Genomic DNA, 18,686 nt, shown 5'->3' with positions numbered 1-18,686 from the left:
GCTCGTGCCGATAGGAAAAATCGGCACGGACGAGCAGGCCGTGGCCCGCCTACTGTTGACCGGGTGAGCACCCGGTACCTGACCCCCGCGCAGATCGAGACATCGGTGCCGATGCCGGAGTCGCTGCGCCCCTGGCTCACCGAGCTGACGGCAACCTCCGTGCGACACGACCTCATCCAGCCCTTCGCCCATCCGCCCGGGACTGCGACGACGGTGGTATTGCGCACCGAATCAAGCGGCAGGACAGCGGCTTTCGTTATCGGAGCGCAGACGAAAGCGGCCTACTCACAGCCGGAGAAGCCCGGCGGATGCGTGCGACTGCGGGTGGCGCCGGGGGCGACCCGTCAGCTGCTCGGCGTGGCCGCGGCCGAGCTCACCGATCGCGTGATCCCCCTCGGCGACCTGCCCGGGCTCCTCAGCGCGGTGGCGCCCGCGCTCACCAGGCTCACCGCCGACGAGGCGATCACCCGTCTGGCCGACGCACTCCCGCGTCAGGCGTCCGAGAGCGAAACCCTGCGTGCGCACCGCCTCGTGTTGCGCGAGGCGATCTCCGTGCTCACCGCGAACACCGCCCAGCCGGTTTCCGACCTCGCGGCCCGGCTCGCGGTCAGTGAACGTCACCTGCGCTCGCTGTTCGTCACCGGAATCGGGCTGTCGCCCAAGCACTTCGCCCGGATCGCGCGCGTGCTGCGGGTGCTCGCCCACGCGGGCGACACCCCGTGGTCGACCCTCGCGGCCGAGGTCGGCTACTACGACCAATCCCATCTCACGGCCGACTTCCGCGCCCTCATGGGCGTGCCTCCGGGCGCCTACCTCCACGGCGAGCTGCCCCACCCGGTCCGCTGCCGGGCGACGGGCTGAGCGCAGCCGTGGGTGGCCCGGCGCGGTCAGGCCTCCGGGTTCGCCCGCTCGGCGGCCTTGCGGGCCACCCGCTCGGCGGCTTCGGCGTCGTCGAGGGCGGTCGCCTCTTCCAGTGAGGGCGCGCTGCCGCCGAGGCGCTTGGGCACCCAGTAGGCACCGGGCTCGTGCTCGTAGGATTCCTGCAGGTCGGCCAGCATTTCCTGCATGGTGGAGCGCAGCTGTGCGGTGAGGTCGGCGATGGGTTCGTAGGGCTGAATAGGCGCGCCGACCGCGATGGAGATGGGGGTATTGGTGCGACCGAGGCGCTTCGGGAAGCCCTTGGTCCACACGCGCTGGGCACCCCAGATGGTCATCGGGATGATCGGGACATCGGCTTCCAGCGCCATGCGGGCCGCGCCGGACTTGAATTCCTTGATCTCGAAGCTGCGGCTGATCGTGGCCTCGGGATACACGCCGACGAGCTCGCCGTCGCGCAGGTATTTCACCGCTGACTTGTAGGAGTCGGCGCCCGCGGTGCGGTCGACCGGGATGTGCTTGAGAGCGCGCATGATCGGGCCGGAGATGTTGTTGTCGAACACCTCCTGCTTGGCCATGAACCTGATGTAGCGACCAGGGGTGCGCGCGGGCAGACCTGCGTAGGTGAAGTCCATGTAGCCGGTGTGGTTGATCGCCACCACGGCACCGCCGGACGCGGGGATGTTCTCCGCTCCCTTGACGGTGAACTTCAGACCTTCGAGGAAGAAGACGGTTCGGGCCAGGCCGATGATCGACCGGTAGACGGGTTCCACAATTCAGTGAGCGTAGTCGCAGATCCTCGTCTCCGGCAGGTCGCCGCCGACCGGGCATATCACCGTACAATCGCGGCGTTCGCTCGCGCAGGCGAAACCGCTTCGCGCACACCGGTCTACACCCGGCGAGTCCGCTCGCCCCGACAGTCAACGCCCGCAGCACCGCGGGTGCCACGACCTAGGAATTGAGGAACGTCGAAGTGCAACGCGCTCAGCTGGCCCCGTTCGTCCCGCACCGTCGCGCGTACGCGCTGGTCGCGGGACTGACCGTCACCGCGGCTCTGGTCACCGGGTGCGATTCGGTCTCCGGCATCCCGGGCGATCCGGTCGAGGCGGCCACCACCGAGTCGACCACGGCGGCCGCGCCTGCCACCACGGCCGCTCAGGGCGTCGCACCGGGCGAACCGGCGCCGACCAGCCCGCTACCCGCCGACGCACCGCCGGTCGGCGCGGTCGCGGGTCATGCCGACGCGGTCACCGCCGTGCGCCGCTGGGCCGTCGACCTACAAAGCGGCACCACCGCTGAACTCCAGGCGAAATGCTGGACCATCCCCCCGGCCACCGTCACCGAGATGTACGCCGACCCGCAGTCGGTGCTGGCCGCGCTCGCCGGCCCGGGCACCGCGACCGCCGACACCGTGACCTGGCGTAACAGAACCACAACGGTCACCGTCGAACGCGAGTCCGTCGCCTCGGGCTACGCCTGTGGGCGGGTGTCCGCGGCCGGCGTCGAGCCCGCTTACGACGACGCGGACGCGCGCCACACCGTCCGCCGCTACCTGGCCCGCGCCAGCGGCAAACCCCTCGACCCGGCCGACATCGAAGCAGACCATCCACTGACCTGCAAGGCCTCCCCCGCCACCTGGGATCCGGAGGGCACCGGCAACCCCGTAGCAGCCCCCTTGACAGGCGACTCGGGCAAAGTAGGCAATGTCACCTCCTACACCGGCGAGGAGTTACGATCCGAGCAGGTTCGTGGCGACTACCTGGCAGTTCACGTTCCGGTGACCACCTCGCCGGGGGGCACGCGGACGCGCACTTTCACGGTTGTCGCGACCGCTGAGGGCTATTGCATCGGTGACGTAACGATTTAGCCACTACCCTGGTTGGCTGGTACGCCGAAGCAGTCAGGGGGCCTGAGGCGGTAGCTCGCCATTGATCCGGCGAATCAGATCCTGGTAGGAGGAAACAGCTCGTGCAGATCACCAGCGTCGGACATGCCGGCTTCCATATCCGAACCGAGGCCGGCACGATCCTGTGCGATCCCTGGGTGAACCCCGCCTACTTCGCGTCGTGGTTCCCGTTCCCGGACAACTCCCAGCTCGACTGGGAAGCCCTCGGCGATGTCGACTACCTGTACGTCTCGCACCTGCACCGCGATCACTTCGATGCCGCGCACCTGGCGAAGTACGTCAACAAGGACGCCACGGTCCTGCTGCCCGACTACCCGGTGCTCGACCTGCGCCGTGAGCTCGAGGCGCTGGGATTCACCAAGTTCTTCGAGACCGAGGACTCGGTCAAGCACACGATCACCGGGCCGAAGGGGTCCGTCGACATCATGATCGTGGCGTTGCGCGCGCCCGCCGACGGCCCGATCGGAGACTCCGGCATTCTCATCTCCGATGGTGAGACCACCTGCTTCAACATGAACGACGCCCGGCCGGTGGACATGGACGTCATCCACGACACGTTCGGCGACATCGACATCCACCTGCTGCAGTACTCGGGCGCGATCTGGTACCCGGCGGTGTACGACATCCCGGCGCGGACCAAGGCCAACTTCGGCAAGCAGAAGCGTCAGCGCGGAATGGATCGCGCGCGCTCCTACATCGAGCAGGTCGGCGCGACCTGGGTGGTGCCCTCGGCCGGGCCGCCGGTGTTCCTCGACCCCGAGCTGCGCTATCTCAACGACGATCGCGGCGACGAAGGCAACATCTTCCCTGACCAGATGGTGTTCCTCGATCAGATGAACATCCACGGCAACGCGGGCGGGATCTTGATGATCCCCGGCTCGGTCGCCGATGTGCGCGGTAAGGAACTCGACCTCGCGCACCCGTTCGACCCCGCGAAGATCTACGGCGACAAAGCCGCCTACATCGAGGAGATGGCGCAGCGTTTCGCGCCGGTCCTGGCCGCGGAGAAGGCGACGTGGGAGACCGGCGAGGGTTCGCTGCTCGAGCCGCTGCGCGAGCTGTTCGAACCGATCATGAAGCAGAGCGCGCTGATCAGCGACGGCATCGGCTACCCCGTGGGCCTGGTGATCGGCGAGGAGACCATCGTCCTGGACTTCCCGCATCGCACCGTGCGCGCGCCGCTGGAAGGTGAAGGCCGCTACCGCTACGGCTTCCGTATCGCCCCCGAACTGGTGCGCACGGTGCTGCGCGACAACGAGCCCGACTGGGTGAACACGATCTTCCTGTCCACCCGCTTCCAGGCGTGGCGCATCGGCGGCTACAACGAGTTCCTCTACACCTTCTTCAAGTGCCTCACCGACGAGCGCATCGCCTACGCCGACGGCTGGTTCTCCGAGGCCCACGACGACTCCGCCGTCACCGAACTCGACGGCTGGGAAGTGCAGCGCCGCTGCCCCCACCTCAAGGCCGACCTGTCCAAATTCGGCGTGGTGGAGGGCAACAACCTCACCTGCAATCTGCACGGTTGGCAGTGGGATCTGGAATCGGGCCGCTGCAAGACATCGAAGGGCCACGAGCTGCGCTCTCGGAAGCTCTGAACCTTGAACCGGGAACGGCAGCAGAGGAAGCTTGAGTCGGGGGTTCGCCGTTCCGGCCGGTGACCTGCGCGGTGCCGCCGGAGCACGATGAAAGGCACAGCCGATGCCGGTATTCATGGTGGAGCGGCAATTCGCCGAACAGCTCGAGGTCGCGCCGGAAACGGCCGCGGAGATCAACCGGATCAACGACGAGGCCGGGGTGCGCTGGCTCAGCTCCTTCCTGTCCTCGGACAAACGCAAGACGTTCTGTCTCTACGAGGCGGACAACGTCGACGCGATCCGCGCCGCGGCGGTGCGCGCGGGAATCCCCGCCGACGCGATCATGGAACTGTCCGGCACGATCGCGCCGGACGGCACCTTCGCGCCGATGTGACTAGAGCAGCCCGTGCTCGGTGGCGAAGATCGCGGCCCTGGTGCGATTGGGTGCGGCGGTCTTGATCAGGATGCTGCGCACGTGGTTGGCGGCGGTGTTGGCGCTGATGAACAGCCGTTCGCCGATCTCCCGGTTGGACAGGCCGTCGGCGACCAGGCGCAGTACGTCGACCTCGCGATCGGTCAGTCCGTTCGGTAACGGCACATGGTCGGTACGTGGCGCCGGGTCGGCGTCGAGATCTCGCAGGATGCGCCGGTGCCCGATCCGCCGTGCCAACGCGCGCGCCTCGGTCGCGAGGTCGGCGGCGGAAGGGCCTGCCACGTCGCCAGGGCGATGGAGTCGGTGCCGACTCCAGGCCGCCAGCGTTTCGGCCTGGTGGGTCACCGCGCCCATTCGCCGGTCCATGGCCAGGGCGAGTTCGAAGTGCCGGTCGGCGGTCTGGGCGCCCAGCACGGAGTCGAGTTCGGCGAGATAGCGGTCCGCACTGCCGAACACCGCGACGCTCGCGCCCGCCATCAGGTTGGCCCCGGCGTATTCGGCCAGCAACGGACGCAACGTCGCCGCCGCCACGGTGTCGTCGAGCCCGACCGCTGCCTCGGTCGCGAAAGCCAGTACCGCGGCCCATTGCGCGCCGGAACGGTGATCGTCGAGCCCGGCGCACAGGTGGGTCAGCAGGCGGGCGGCGGGCGGCCACATCTCCAGCTCGGTGTACACGGCGAGCAGGCCGGGCAGCCAGTGGTCGTCGAAGCTCTCCGTGCCGGTGATGAGCGGGCGCACCTGTTCCAGGCCACCGGTGACCCGCCGCAGCATGAATTGCTGTACGCCCCAAGAACCTTCGGTGGCGCCGTCGAACTCGTGGGTGAACTGGTCGTCGAGCCAGTCGATGATGCGCTCGGTGCCCGCGAAGTCGCCGACCGCGTACCGGTGCGCGCAGCGGGAGCACCCGGCGACATAGCGGAAGAACGGTTGCCCGCGGGCGAGCGCCAGTTCGGTCAGGTCACGCTGGGCGCTGCTCCAGGCGGGCTCGTCACCGAGCAGGTAGGCGAAAACCGCGCGGTGGAAGGCGGCGGGACCGCGGTGATCGTCGTCGCCGAGGCGTGCGCCGATCTCGTTGAGCTCGACAGCTCTGGCCAGCAGCTCAGGTGCGAGGTCGGGGCGCAGGCCTTGCCACAGCGTCGTACGCAACGCGTGTGCGAGCAGTTCCTCGTCGCCGAGAGCCCTGGCGCGCGTCAGCGCGTCCTCACCGACCTGTCGAGCCTGCTGGGAATCCCCGGTGAACGAGGCCGCCCGGCCCATGCTCGCGCCGGCGCGCACCGCCAGCGGATCGTCATGATCCAGGCCGGCCGCGGCCAGTGCCTCGCGCAGCAGGGTCAGCGAACGCTGACCATTCGCCGAGGGGCGCCACGACGCGTCCTCGTGGCCGATGGCGGCCGTCAATCGGACACGGGGGTCCTCGTCGGCGCACAGGTCCTCGTAAAGGCTTCTGGCCGTTGTGAAGTCACCGCCGTGCATGTGGCAGCGCGCTGCCGCCGAAAGGAGCTCGACCCGCGTCGGGCCCTGCGCGACACGCACCTGCGCGGCGCGCTCGTACAGCACCGCCGCCTCACGGTAGGCGATTCCCCGCTCGGCCTGGTGGGCGGCGAGCACGAGATAGTGCACCGCTTTGTCCGCGTACCCGCGAGCGCGAGCCCGAAAATAGTGATGAGCGAGCGCGACGACCAGAGCTGGATCCCGCGCTTCGATCGCCCGCGCGATCCCGGCGTGCGCCGCCGCGAGATCGCTCGACGACATCCGGTCGAGCACGGCCTGGCGAGCCAGGGCATGCGCGAAGCGGTACTCGCCCTCGGCGGCGTCGGCGACGAGGAGTCCGGCTCGCACGCCGAAATCGATGCCCGCGAGGACCTCGGTCGGGTCGAGCGCGTCGGCCAGCAGCGCCGGATCTACGGCGTCGCCCGCCACCGCGGCCAGTTCGATCACTCGCGTGTGGTCGACATCGAACGCCGCGAGCCTGCGGGCGAGCGCGTCCTGGACCGAGCGCGGCGCGGCGACGCCGGATCGAACCGCGGCGAGGCCGCCTCGATTGGCCAGGTCGTGCCAATATTCCTGGAGGAAGAACGGATTGCCGCCGGTGTGATCGCGCAGCACCGGCGCGGCCGATCTCGCCGAGCCGGGCGACACCCCGGCCGCCCGGACGAGGTATTCGGCCACATCCTCGGTACTCAGCCCGACCAGGTCCATCCGGGCGACGCCGTCGAGGCGGTGCAGATCGGCGAGGGCGAAGCTGACCGCGTCGGTGAGGTCGGGGGCGGTGGTCCGGCGGGTCGCCAGCACCAGTAGTCGCTCCCCTGCCGTCGACTCGACCAGATGGGTGAGCATCGCCAGGGTCGGTTCCTGGGCCCAGTGCAGATCCTCGAGGACCAGCACCAGCGGGCGTCGCTCGGCGGTCGCCAGCAACACCCGCAACAGGGCGTCGAACAGGGCGGGCCGCGAGTCCGGCCCGCCGGGAACGGGCTCCGCGCTCGGCCAGTACCGCGACACGCTCGCGGTCAGGCGCCGCAGCGGAGCCGCCGCCGTGGGCGCGATATCGCGCAGGACCTCCGGCGGCAACTGCTCGAGTGCTTGTTCGAGAACGGCCACGAAGGGCCGGTAGGCGATGTCGAGATCTTCGCGGCACGCACCCCACAGCACCGTGGCGTGGGGGCGCAGCGCGGCGGCGGCCTCGGCGACCAGCCTGGTCTTACCGACGCCGGGTTCCCCACCCACGAAGACGACCTGCCGCCGATCGCTCTCGACGGCCGCCCAGACGGCTTCGAGCCGCTCGACTTCCGCACGCCGACCGACGAAGTCGGTGCCGCTGCTCGGCGAAGCCGATTCCGTCACTCATCGACCATAGCCGGATTCTATGACCGGCGAATAGTCCGATCTGACCCCCTCGCGATCGCGCGGATTCGGTCAGATCAGGTCAGGTGCGCGGAACCGGTTCTTCGTAGCGTCGGAAGAACCACAGCGCCCGCCGCGAAGGAGCACACCATGGCCACTCCGATCGAGGATCTGCCCATCGAGGTCGCCCAGGGCGACATGCAAACCCGGTACATCGAGTTGGGTGACATGGCTGTCCGGCACGCCCGGGTACCGGCCGGGACCGACTTCGGCCCTGTGCTGCGAGGCCTGCCCGACGACCGTTGTCCCTCTCCGCACTGGGGGATCGTGCTGGAGGGGTCGCTGCGCCTCGAGCACGCCGACGGCACGGTGGAGACCGCGAACGCGGGCGAGGTCTACTACTGGCCCGCCGGACACACCGCGACCTCGGCCGATGGCGCCGTTTTCCTCGAAGTCGGTCCTGTGGCGCCGATGCGCCAATTCCACGATCACGCGCTGCGCTTGTTCGGCTGACCGATCCGACCCGTCCAGGGAGCGACAATGAACGGCACACCCGTACTGACCATGCTCGAAGCGGTCCGCGGCGAGGTGATCACCTCGCAGTCGCCTGACTACGACGAGGCTCGCTCGGTGTACAACGCGATGATCGACCGCCGACCCCTCGCCATCGTCGGCGCGGTCGACGTCACCGATGTGCGCATCACCGTCGATGCCGCCCGCGAGAGCGGACTCGACCTCGCCATCCGCGCGGGCGCCCACAGCGTGCCGGGGTTCGGCACCGTCGACGACGGCATCGTCTTGGACCTGAGCGCGATGAAGGGCATCCGCATCGACCCCGAGCGGCGAACGGCCCGCGTGCAGGGCGGCTGCGACTGGGGCGATTTCGACCATGCCGCGCATTCCTTCGGGCTCGCCACCACCGGCGGCATCATCTCGACCACCGGCGTGGCAGGACTGACCCTCGGTGGCGGCATCGGCTACCTCGCCCGCGCGTACGGTCTGTCCATCGACAACCTCCGGGCCGCCGATGTGGTGCTGGCCGACGGCACCTTCGTGACCACGAACGCGACCGAGCACCCCGACCTGTTCTGGGCACTACGCGGCGGTGGCGGCAACTTCGGTGTGGTCACCGAGATGGAATTCGATCTGCACCCGGTCGACACGATCTACGGCGGACCCATGTTCTTCGAGCTCGACGCCGCCGAAGAGCTGTTGCGGACCTACCGCGACTGGATCGCCGCGGCACCGCGTGCGATGGGGGCCTTCCCCGGCTTCCAGATCGCCCCGCCGCTGCCGTTCATCCCCGAGGACCGCGTCGGTGAGCCGTTCGTGCTGGTGGTGTCGTGCTTCAACGGCGCCGACGAGCAGGCCGAGGCGCTGCTCGCGGACTTGCGGGCGGTCGCGACACCGGTGGCCGAACACGTCGGCCGGATGCCCTACCCGGCCCTCAACGGCGCCTTCGACGGACTGCTTCCCCCCGGCCTCCAGCACTACTGGAAAGCGGCGTTCCAACCCGAGCTCACCGACGGCGCCCTCGCCGCCCACCTCGAGTTCGGCCCGCGCGTGCCCGCTGTGCAGTCCACGATGCACCTCTACCCGATCGACGGCGCCGTGCACGACGTCGCGGTGGGTGACACCGCGTTCGCCTACCGCGACGCGAATTTCGCCCCCGTGATCGCCGGTATGTGGCCGGATCCGGCGGACAACGAGGCCAACATCGCCTGGGTGCGCGACTACCACGGCGCGCTCGAGCCCCACACCGCCGACGGTGGCTACATCAACTTCATGGCCTCCGACGACCAGGGCCGCATCCGCGCCAACTACGGCCCCAACTTCGACCGTTTGACCACCGTCAAGAAGACCTACGATCCGACCAACCTGTTCCACCTGAACCAGAACATCGCACCGGCGCGATAGTCGCCGGTGCGAGTTGTCAGGAAGTGAGATCGGCGGGTTCCGCTACGTGGCGGGCGTATTCGAGGATGCGCAGGGTTTCCACGGCGTCACGAGGGTCGACGGGGACCGGAGCTCCGTCGAGCAGGGCGGCGGCCATACCCGCGTAGAAGGCGGGGTAGTCACCGGGGAGGGTGGGAATGGTGCGTAGGTCCTCGCCCGCGCCGAAAGTGCCCCACTTCTCGGGTACGACTGTGCCCCAAGGTTTTCCGTCATCCGGGCGGCGGCCTGCGCGCAGATCGTCTTCCTGGGGGTCGAGGCCGGAGACGGTGTAGCCGCTGGCGGAGCCGAGCACGCGCATCCGCGGACCCAGCTGCGGCGCAACGGCGCTCATCCACAGTTGGGAGCGGGTGCCGTTGGCGTGGGTGAGGGCGATGAAGGCGTCGTCATCGGCTTTGACATCCGGGCGGCGGCGGTCGAGTTCGGCGTACACCTCGGTGACCGGACCGAACAGCGTCACTGCCTGATCAACGAGATGACTGCCGAGATCGAACAGGATGCCCGCGCCGTCCTCGGCATCACCGACTTCGCGCCAACCGCCCTTGGGCACCGGCCGCCACCGCTCGAACCTGGACTCGAACCGGCGCACCTCACCCAGCTCACCGGCCTCCATCAGCGCACGCACGGTCAGGAAGTCGTTGTCCCAGCGACGATTCTGGAAAACACTCAGCGGCAGGTCGGCCCGCACGGCGGCGTCGACCACTTCCTCGGCGTCGGCCGCCGTCACCGCGAACGGCTTGTCCACCACCACCGGCAACCCGGCGGCCAGCGCCTGCAACGCCAGCGGCGCGTGCGAGCGGTTGGGCGTGGCGATCACCGCGAGATCGACGTCCTCGTCCTCGACGAACATCTCCTGTGCCGACCCCCACACCCGCACCCCCGGATGCTCGGCCCGCGCCTGCTCGGCCCGCTCTTGCGATGAGGTCACCACGGCAGCTACCCGCATGCGCGGATCGGCGGCGATGAGCGGTGCGTGGAACACCGACCCGGCCAGGCCGTAGCCGACTACCGCAACTCCGAGCTGGTCCATCGCTGCCCCTTCGTGGTGGTCTGTCGGGAATCGAGTATGCCCCGGCGACCCTCCTGACGGAATCTCAGCGCGCGGGCAGGCGCCCCACCACCTCGCGCAGCACCGCGACGGCGACGGCGCAGTATTCGTCGCGTCGGTCGGCGCCGATGCCCGCGATCTCGACTTCGATCGTCTCCTCGTCGGAACCCGGCGCGCGGGCGGCCCGGGTGCAGATCGCAGAAGATCTTCCTTGGTCGACGAATATCGGGAGGCCGTCGACGGTGGTCACCTTGTCGCCGGTGGTGAAAGTGCTCGTGCGGAGCAGGTCGACGGTGAGGTCGACCCGGCCGGTCCACTCGCAGGTGTGCGCGTCGGCGACGGTCGGTTCCTTCGGCAGTGGGCCGATCTTGCGATCCAACTCCGCACGGTCGAGCAGCTCGCACGGGTCCTGCGTGACCAGCGACTTGTCACGGCCGGGAGCTCGCGGCGCACTGGTCAGTGACCGCGCGATCGCGCCGATCAGGTAATCGGCTGCGCCGCAATCCTTCTCCTCGGTGTGCTGGCTGAAATCGACGACCAGTCCGGCATGGCGCTCCCTACCCGGGCTCGCGATCACGCGGGCACAGCCGTGCGGGGTGCCGTGGATGATCGGGACATCGTCGACGAAACTCCGGTGCGCCGTCAGGTACTCCATTTCCTTGCCGAGGTTCAGCTCGAGATTGTTCTTGCCCGATACGGCCCGACAACCCCAACTCGAGGTCGGCGTCAGCTTCCAGGCGTCCTTGGGCAGCGGGGTCGGCGGGACCGGGACCGAATCACCCATAGCCGTGTCGAGCCAGGCGCAGGCGTCGATCTGGCGCAGTTCGGCGAGAGTCAGGCCCGTCACGGGCGCGGCCTCGCCCGAATCACGGCCGAGCACAACGACGCTCGTGGCCACGATGAGCAGCAGCGCTGCCAGGCCTGCCGCGAGCGCACGCCGAGCCCGTGGCTCGGTTTCTCGCCACCGGCGCACTGCCTCCGCGCGGACCGTCGCCACCGCAGCGGTGATGATTTCGGGAAGCGCACGCGTGGGTGCGGGCTCCGGCGCGATTGCCGGTGGCAACGCGGCAAGCAGCGACGACACCTGCTGCTCGATGCTGTCGATGTCGGCGACGACGGCCGGGGGCCACGGCGCCGGTGCGCTCGACGGCCCACCGAGATAGTCCAGGATCTGCGCCGGAGTCGGGCGTGCGCCCGGCTCCTTACGCAGGCACGCGGCGATCATCTCGCGCAGCGGCTCGGGTACGTGGCTCAGGTCGGGTTCACGCTGGGCGATGTTGAACAGGATGTAGGGCACCGACGGCGCGGTGAACGGGGCGAGGCCGCCCGCGGCGAACGCGAGCACCGAGCCTAGGGCGAAGACGTCGGCGGCCGGGGTGAGTTCGAGGCCGAGTGTCTGTTCCGGGGAGAGGAACTCGGGTGTGCCGAGGACCGTCGCCGTCCCGGATCGTGGCGGGCTCGCGGCCGGGGTGATGCCGATCTCACCGAGGCGGCCGCTGTCCCTGGTCAACAGGACGGTGTCGGCGCGCACTCGCTGGTGCACCAGACCAGCGCCGTGCACGGTTCGCAGTGCTGTCGCCAGCGCGGCGGCGAGCGCGCGCACCGCGGGCACCGACAGTGGGCCGTGCGTCGCGACCGCACGGTCGAGCCGCGTTCCGGGCACGAATGCCGACGCCAGCCAAGGCTTTTCCGCATCGGCATCGACATCGAGCACGGTGGTGTTCGACGCGCCGGCTACGCGCATCCCCGCGATGGCGCTGTGCCGCAGCCGGATTCGGAGATCCGGTTCGGCGAGCAGTTCCGGCTGCACCTGGTGCACGACGACCAGGGAGTCGTCCGGGGCGACGGCGAGCATCGGCCGGAAGCCGACCGTCGGCTCCAGCGCGCCGAGCAGGCGGTAGCGGCCGATGCGTTCTGGATCATCGGGGCCGAGCGATTGGATCGTCATGAGGTGGGCAACTTCGCGAGAATGGGGGCGAACAGCGCGGCCGCGGTGTCGCAGGCGTCGGGTGCGGGGGCGTTCGGGTAATAGGCCATCTTGATGATCTCCGCCCGGTCGTCGCGGGTCGGCCGGTGCATGGCGATGAGCACGCAGTGGTGGGGGGACCGCAGGTCGATATAGGCGGTCCGACCCGCGACGGTCATCTCTTTGTCCTTGTTCTCGCTGCCGTTGTCCGGCCGCATCCGGTCGTCGAAGGCGAGTCCGACCGCCCCGTCGGGACCCAGTGCCATACACCCGTGCGGGCCGTCCACCCGCGGCCACGCCGGGTCACCGATGATCGGCAGCACTGCCGCGCGATCCAGCACGACACAGGGATCGAGGAGCAGGACCGAATCGGATTCGTAGTCGACCAGCGGTGGATTCACCGACAGCCGATGCACTATCGCGGCGAGCGCACGTTCCGCGGTGGGACAACCGTCACGTTTCGACGGCTTCACCTGGGCCTGCATCGTAATGGCCAGCGGTAGGCCGCTCTGGGTCAACACGGTACGGTCGCAGGCGCCCGCCTCCTTGCGCTGCCCGAGGACCGGCATCCAGGCGATCGTGCTGCCGAACGGCGTCTTGTCCCTGATGATCTCCTCTTGTGGGACAGCGACATTGAAAGTGAAGAACGTCTGGTCCTCGTCCCAGCCGTAGATCGTGCTGCACCCGTCGGCGCCGTTTCTCGTGAGCTCGGCGGTGTGCTTACCGAAATCGCGCAGGACATCGGGCTTCAACAGCTCGCAGATGTCGAGGCGGCGGGCCTCGTCGGCGGTCAGCGCCAGCGGCGGATCCGCCATCGCCCGCGCGTGCCCGTCCATCCCGATTCCCAGGAACGCGATACCGGCGAGCACGAGCGCCGAGACCGCGGCGGCACCGACGACGAGGACGGCGCGGCGCGGAGGGCGGCCGAACGCGGGTCTGCTCGGTGGCGGCTCGTCCACCGCCTCGATGCCGGCCGCCCACCGCCCCGCCTCGGCCTGATGGTCGGCGATGCGTCTGCGGATGCGGACCGGCCAGACCGGTGTGGCGTCGAGCCCGCTCGCCACGTCGAGCAGCTGTTCCGGGGTGGGGCGCTGCGCCGGGTCCTTGGCCAGGCACGCGTCGACCAGCGGGCGCAGTCGCTCGGGAAGCGCACTGGTATCGGGCGTCCGGTACAGCACGTTGTAGAGCACCTGCGGTGTCGATGCCGCCTCGAACGGGCTCGCGCCGGACGCGGCCATCGCCAGGATCGCGCCCACCGCGAACACATCGGAAGCCGGGGTGAGCGGGCGGCATTCGGCCTGCTCGGGCGACATGTACGCCGGTGAGCCGAGAATCGCGCCGGTCGTGGTGAGCGCGACGTCGTCCTCGAGCGCCCTGGCGATACCGAAGTCGATCACCCGGGGACCGTCATTGGTGAGCAGCACATTGCTCGGCTTGAGATCGCGATGGATCAGTCCGGTGCGATGAATCTCGAGCAGCGCCATCGCCAGCCCGGTGGCGAGCAACCTGAGCCCGCTCGAGTTCAGTTTCCCGAACTCGCCGACCGCCTCCTGCAGCGACGGGCCCGCGATGTATTCCGAAGCCAGCCAAGGAACCTCGGCATCCGCGTCGTGGTCGACGACGCCCGCGGTGTACGCGCCGGTGACCTGCTGAGAGGCCAGCACCTCCCGGCGGAAACGCGCACGGAACTCGGGGCTGCCGGTGAACTGCGGGTGAATCTGCTTCACCGCGACCAGTCGGCCGTCGGGACCCTGGCCGAGCAGCACCTGGCCCATGCCGCCGCGACCGATCGTCGCGAGCATGCGATAGCGGCCCACTGTTTCAGTATCCTGCGGCCCAAGGGCTTTCATCGAACTACGCCCCCTCGGTACCGGCGAGCAACGCGTACTGCGCCGCCGCCATCTGCCGGACATCGTCGTCCTGGTTGCTCAGCAGGCGAACCACGAACTCGCCGTGTACCACCACGCAGGAGAACCGGATGGCCTCGAACTCGGACGGATTGGGCCGCAGCGCGCGGTGACACCGCACCATGGGGAGCTCGGGCACACCCGCCATGTCGGTGTAGTCCGCGGTCAGGGAGGCCGCGAGCTCATCGGCGTAAGCCACCGCGGCGGCGGGTGAGCCGGTGCGGAACAGAAACTTGTTGTGGGACACAGCGACCGCGGTGACCTGAGTGCGCTCGAACAGCGCCAACCGCGCCGACGGCCGACCTACCAGCAGGGCGAACGCGCGCGGACCGTACACCGCGAATTCCTGGTGCTCCGGGATGGTTCGGCCGGTCGACACCACCCGGGTCAGCAAACCGTCGGGGTCCATCCTGGTCATCGCGAATCGCTCGGGAGGCGTCGACGTGAAGCCGTCCAGCTCGGCGAGTTGCGCGCGATAGGTGCGGGTCAGCAGGTCGGTCAGCACGTCGGGATTCGGTTCGACGACCTTGGCGTAGATCCGGATCACCAGGTTCTTCCACACCAGCCAGCTACCGACAGTCGGCACACCGGGGCGCCAATGGTTCAGTGCCGCACCGAACTCCGGCACCGGCAGCGGCGCGTTGTCGATATTGGCCGCGAAGTCGGACGCGGCCATCGCGGCGGCGGCCTGCCCGGCGATCTCCTCGCTGGGCAACGCCAGGATCGCGATCGACAGAAATTTGAGAGTGGCCTCGTTGTGCACTTGGTCGTTGCCCGCGATCGCGCCGAAGCCCGCCAGCACGTCGAAAGGCGCCAGCGCCTCGCGCTGTGCGCTGGACAGCATCTCGTCGATTCCGTCGAAGTCGACGATCACTCCGCCGCCGCGGGTCCGCGACAGGTCCGGGTCGATCTGCTCGGCGATCACCAGCCGCTCACCGATCCGCAGCGACTCGGTCAGGACACCGCGGTGATAGCTTGCCTGAGTGTCGTAGTCGACGGCGATCGGCTGGATCGCGTAGTCGCCGTAATCGGGACCCGGCTGGTCTCCACACGCCGTGGCGAGGCCGACGATCAGAACTGTGAGCGCCGCGAACCTACGCGACATGTACCGCACGAAACATTCCCCTCCGACCGAGCCGCCGCCGTGCGCGGCCGGTCCTCCCTACCTGCGGTGAAACTATCACCAGATGATCCGTGACCGCTACCGCGGCAACCGGCCGACGATCGCCTTCAGCACTGTTTCGGTATCGGCGCACAAGCCCGCGTCGGGCTGTCCGGTCGGGCGGGTGACCTGGACCGTGACCGCTTCCACGTAGGACTCGCCGATGTCTCGGAAGCGGTAGAGGCGTGGACAATCGGTCATCGCATCGGCCGCGTTCAGTTCCTCGAACACCACACCGTCACCGACATCGAAGGTCTTGCGCAGGAATGTCGGGAGGTCTTCGCGCCGGGGAACGGCGAGGGTGAGCCGCACGGTGGATGCGCCTCGCCACTCACAGGTGTGCGCGACACCGGAGCCGGGGACCGCTGCTCCAGCGGCGGTGATCTCGGCGTCCGATGCCAGCGCGCACGGATCGAGCGTGGCCAGTGTCCGCAGGGCTGCCGGCCTGCGCGGTGCGGCGGCGATCGTGGCGGCCAGCCGATCGAGGGCGTACTCGGCCAGCGCACAGGTTGTGCGTTCGGCGGTGCTGAGGGAAATACCCCAGCGCCCGGTGGCCGTGCCGTTGTCGATGCCGAACAGGCATTCGGAGCCGCTGCGCTGCACGGCGAAGCCGTTGGTCTGGGCGCCGGTCGGTGTGAATCCATCGGTGGCCGTGCCGATCTCGATCGTTATTCGGGCCGCGGCCGAGGTGCCCTCGCAACCCCAGCTGGAGGTCTGCTGCCACCGCCACTGCGCGATTTCGGCCTGACCTCCGGAGACGAGGTCATCGGGCAGACTGGCGCCGAGCGCCTGGGGCAACCAGCTGCAAGCATCGATCTCGCGCAGTTGCGCCATGCTCGGCAGGACCGCGGCCGGACTCGCTCGCACCGCGGGTTCCTCGCCGCGCAGCAGGACCGCACCGACCGTCCCCGTGATCACCACCGCCGTCACCACCGCGAGCGCGAGCGTGAGCCTGCTCCGATACCGCTTCCGGGCCGGGTCGGGCGGCAGCGCGGAGGCCTGGGGGATCGCGAAGGACGAAATAATCTGCGTCGCTTCCGGATCCGAGGTGAGCGAGACCAGAAACCGTGACTGCTCAGCGATCTCGGCATGGATCGATGCGGGCCAGGGCTGCGCCTGCACCGGCAGTACGCCCAGATAGTCGAGGATCTGCGCCGCCGTCGGGCGGGCAGCCGGGTCCTTGCGCAGGCACGCGCCGATCAGCTCTCGCAACTCGGGCGGCACCGCGTCGAGCTGCGGTTCGCTGTGCACGATGTTGAACAGGGTGTACGGCGCCGAGGTCGCGGCGAACGGACTCTGCCCGGTGGCCGCCATGACCAGCAGCGAACCGAGCGAGAAGACATCACCGGCCGCCGTCACCGGCCCGCTCATCGCCTGCTCCGGCGACATGTACGCGGGCGAGCCGACCACGGCTCCGGTCTCGGTGAGCTGTGCGCTGCTCTCGCCCGCATGGGCGATACCGAAGTCGATCACCCGTGGTCCGTCGGCGGCCAGGATCACGTTGGCGGGCTTGAGATCTCGATGTACCAGTCCTGCGCCATGAATGGAATGCAGCGCCGAGGCAAGGCCGGAGGCGAGCATGCGCAGGGCGGCTACCGGCAGCGGGCCGAGGTCGCGCACCGCCCGGTCGAGCGGCACTCCGGCGATGAATGCCGAAGCCAGCCAGGGATTCTCGCCGATGTCGAAATCGACCACGGCGGCAGTGAACGCACCCGAGACGCGGGTGGAGATGCTGACCTCGCGAGCGAAACGGGCCCGAAAATCACTGTCGTCGAGCAGATGTGGATGAATCTGCTTGATCGCGACGAAACGCCCATCCGGCCCGGAGCCGAGCAGGACTCGGCCCATGCCACCAGCGCCGAGGACCCCGAGCGTGCGGTAGCGGCCGATGATCGGCGGTTCGTTCGTCGCCAACGGTTCGATCACTTCGGTGCTCCCCCACATCGATACCCGCGCCGACGGCGCGCCTGCCGACTCACCGGACCAGTGCGGCTGGTTCGCCAGCAACCTAGCATCCGCGGCGAGCGGCGATCAGCGATCAGCGAGCGGCGCCCGATACCTTGCTCGCGACGAGCACCGCGCACAACACGATCACACAGCTGAAGGCGGCGGTGAGCGAGAGTTTTCCGGCAGCGGCGTCGAGTAACACAGCCGCGACGAGTTGGCCCGCCACCGAAGTGAGGCCGAGCAGCAGGACGCCGATCAGGCCGACTGCGACGGCGGCCAGGGCGATGAACGCGACGCCGATCAGGCCGCCGGTGTAGAGCCAGGGTTCGGTGGGGAATTCGGTGGGCAGGCCGGTGGTGGACAACGTGTAGAGGTCGAGCAGGAGCAGGGCGGTCAGGCCTATTCCGAAGTTGATCAGGGTGGCGGTGAAGGGGCCGCCGGTGGCGCCTACTCGGCCGTTGACCGCTTGCTGCCAGGCCAGGCCGATGCCCGCGAGGGCGGGTAGGACGATGAGCAGGGCGGGAATGTCCGGGACGCCGGTGGCTACCGTGGTCGGCGCGGATCCTGCTCCGGCCGACAGGACGACCCCGGAGAGGCCGAGCGCGGCGGCGAAGACGCGCCACGGGGTGATCGGGGTTCGGCCGTTCGGGGCGATGCCGAGGCGGTCGACCATGAGGCTGCTCAGTAGTTGGCCCGCGACCACGGCGACCGTGAAAGCGGTGACCCCGATCGCGGCGATGGTGAGACCCTGGGTGGCGACGAAGAACGCGCCACACAACCCGCCGAGCAACTGCCACGCCGGTAACTCGCGCCGGGCTACCGCGACCCGAACCTTGGCCGCACCCGCTCGCAGCGCCGGGCTGAAGGCGAACGCGACCAGCAACGCGACGAGCCCGGTACCGAAGCTGATGGTGGCCGCCGCGATCCCGTCGGACAGCCGCGCACCCAAGGCCCCGTTGATCCGCCCCTGCACCGCGACACCGGCGCCGATACAGAGCCCGAACCCCAGCCCGACACCATGCCGCCCGACCACCGCACTCCCCTCGCCACCGACCATGCCCGACCACGAG

The 18,686-nt window shown here is 69.1% G+C and carries 14 protein-coding genes; 6 read left to right on the top strand and 8 right to left on the bottom strand.

Annotated features, from left to right (window positions below):
* The first annotated feature begins 63 nt into the window (after positions 1-63).
* Positions 64-861 carry a helix-turn-helix domain-containing protein gene (locus ACFWUR_RS21555; protein WP_378909096.1) on the top strand — a complete coding sequence of 266 codons (798 nt, stop codon included), beginning with the start codon at positions 64-66 and terminating at the stop codon, positions 859-861.
* 26 nt (positions 862-887) lie between these two features.
* Here ACFWUR_RS21555 and ACFWUR_RS21550 read toward each other — a convergent pair whose 3' ends face one another.
* Positions 888-1,649 carry a lysophospholipid acyltransferase family protein gene (locus ACFWUR_RS21550; RefSeq protein ID WP_378909095.1) on the bottom strand — a complete coding sequence of 254 codons (762 nt, stop codon included), beginning with the start codon at positions 1,647-1,649 and terminating at the stop codon, positions 888-890.
* 200 nt (positions 1,650-1,849) lie between these two features.
* Here ACFWUR_RS21550 and ACFWUR_RS21545 point away from each other — a divergent pair, with 200 nt between their 5' ends.
* The 3 genes from ACFWUR_RS21545 to ACFWUR_RS21535 all read left to right on the top strand — a co-directional run bounded on the left by ACFWUR_RS21545 (position 1,850) and on the right by ACFWUR_RS21535 (position 4,753).
* Positions 1,850-2,743: a hypothetical protein gene (locus tag ACFWUR_RS21545; RefSeq protein ID WP_378909093.1), complete on the top strand. Its 894-nt coding sequence runs from the start codon at positions 1,850-1,852 to the stop codon at positions 2,741-2,743.
* Positions 2,744-2,844: 101 nt separating this feature from the next.
* A complete protein-coding gene (locus tag ACFWUR_RS21540) occupies positions 2,845-4,380 on the top strand; it encodes a Rieske 2Fe-2S domain-containing protein (RefSeq protein WP_378909091.1) in 1,536 nt (511 codons plus the stop codon).
* A 103-nt stretch (positions 4,381-4,483) separates the two neighbouring features.
* Positions 4,484-4,753 (top strand): DUF4242 domain-containing protein, encoded by a 270-nt coding sequence (locus ACFWUR_RS21535; RefSeq protein WP_378909090.1) that lies wholly within the window; start codon positions 4,484-4,486, stop codon positions 4,751-4,753.
* On the opposite strand, the gene ACFWUR_RS21530 is transcribed toward ACFWUR_RS21535, so the two are convergent.
* Entirely contained in the window at positions 4,754-7,633 is a 2,880-nt protein-coding gene (locus ACFWUR_RS21530; protein ID WP_378909089.1) for an ATP-binding protein, read from the bottom strand.
* 150 nt (positions 7,634-7,783) lie between these two features.
* Here ACFWUR_RS21530 and ACFWUR_RS21525 point away from each other — a divergent pair, with 150 nt between their 5' ends.
* Together ACFWUR_RS21525 and ACFWUR_RS21520 are read left to right on the top strand one after the other, a co-directional pair.
* Complete coding sequence (locus ACFWUR_RS21525) at positions 7,784-8,146, top strand: cupin domain-containing protein (RefSeq protein ID WP_378909087.1); 363 nt, start codon at positions 7,784-7,786, stop codon at positions 8,144-8,146.
* A 27-nt stretch (positions 8,147-8,173) separates the two neighbouring features.
* Positions 8,174-9,550 carry an FAD-binding oxidoreductase gene (locus tag ACFWUR_RS21520; protein WP_378909086.1) on the top strand — a complete coding sequence of 459 codons (1,377 nt, stop codon included), beginning with the start codon at positions 8,174-8,176 and terminating at the stop codon, positions 9,548-9,550.
* Between the two features lie 16 nt (positions 9,551-9,566).
* On the opposite strand, the gene ACFWUR_RS21515 is transcribed toward ACFWUR_RS21520, so the two are convergent.
* The 6 genes from ACFWUR_RS21515 to ACFWUR_RS21490 form a co-directional block, all read right to left on the bottom strand.
* The gene (locus tag ACFWUR_RS21515) at positions 9,567-10,616 is read right to left on the bottom strand and encodes a Gfo/Idh/MocA family oxidoreductase (protein WP_378909085.1); all 1,050 of its coding nucleotides are present in this window, start codon (positions 10,614-10,616) and stop codon (positions 9,567-9,569) included.
* Between the two features lie 64 nt (positions 10,617-10,680).
* Positions 10,681-12,582 (bottom strand): protein kinase, encoded by a 1,902-nt coding sequence (locus ACFWUR_RS21510; RefSeq protein WP_378909083.1) that lies wholly within the window; start codon positions 12,580-12,582, stop codon positions 10,681-10,683.
* Positions 12,579-14,417 (bottom strand): serine/threonine-protein kinase, encoded by a 1,839-nt coding sequence (locus tag ACFWUR_RS21505; protein ID WP_378909082.1) that lies wholly within the window; start codon positions 14,415-14,417, stop codon positions 12,579-12,581. Before ACFWUR_RS21505 ends, ACFWUR_RS21510 begins: the two co-directional genes overlap by 4 nt.
* A gap of 37 nt (positions 14,418-14,454) precedes the next feature.
* Positions 14,455-15,612, bottom strand: a complete 1,158-nt coding sequence (locus tag ACFWUR_RS21500) for a hypothetical protein (RefSeq protein ID WP_378909081.1) — start codon at positions 15,610-15,612, stop codon at positions 14,455-14,457.
* 96 nt (positions 15,613-15,708) lie between these two features.
* Positions 15,709-17,676 carry a serine/threonine-protein kinase gene (locus ACFWUR_RS21495; RefSeq protein WP_378909080.1) on the bottom strand — a complete coding sequence of 656 codons (1,968 nt, stop codon included), beginning with the start codon at positions 17,674-17,676 and terminating at the stop codon, positions 15,709-15,711.
* 31 nt (positions 17,677-17,707) lie between these two features.
* Positions 17,708-18,649, bottom strand: a complete 942-nt coding sequence (locus tag ACFWUR_RS21490) for a DMT family transporter (protein WP_378909079.1) — start codon at positions 18,647-18,649, stop codon at positions 17,708-17,710.
* Positions 18,650-18,686: the final 37 nt, after the last annotated feature.

The sequence above is a fragment of the Nocardia sp. NPDC058633 genome (assembly GCF_042717045.1).
Classification (GTDB): Bacteria; Actinomycetota; Actinomycetes; order Mycobacteriales; family Mycobacteriaceae; genus Nocardia.
This window is presented reverse-complemented; position numbering and strand designations above follow the sequence as displayed.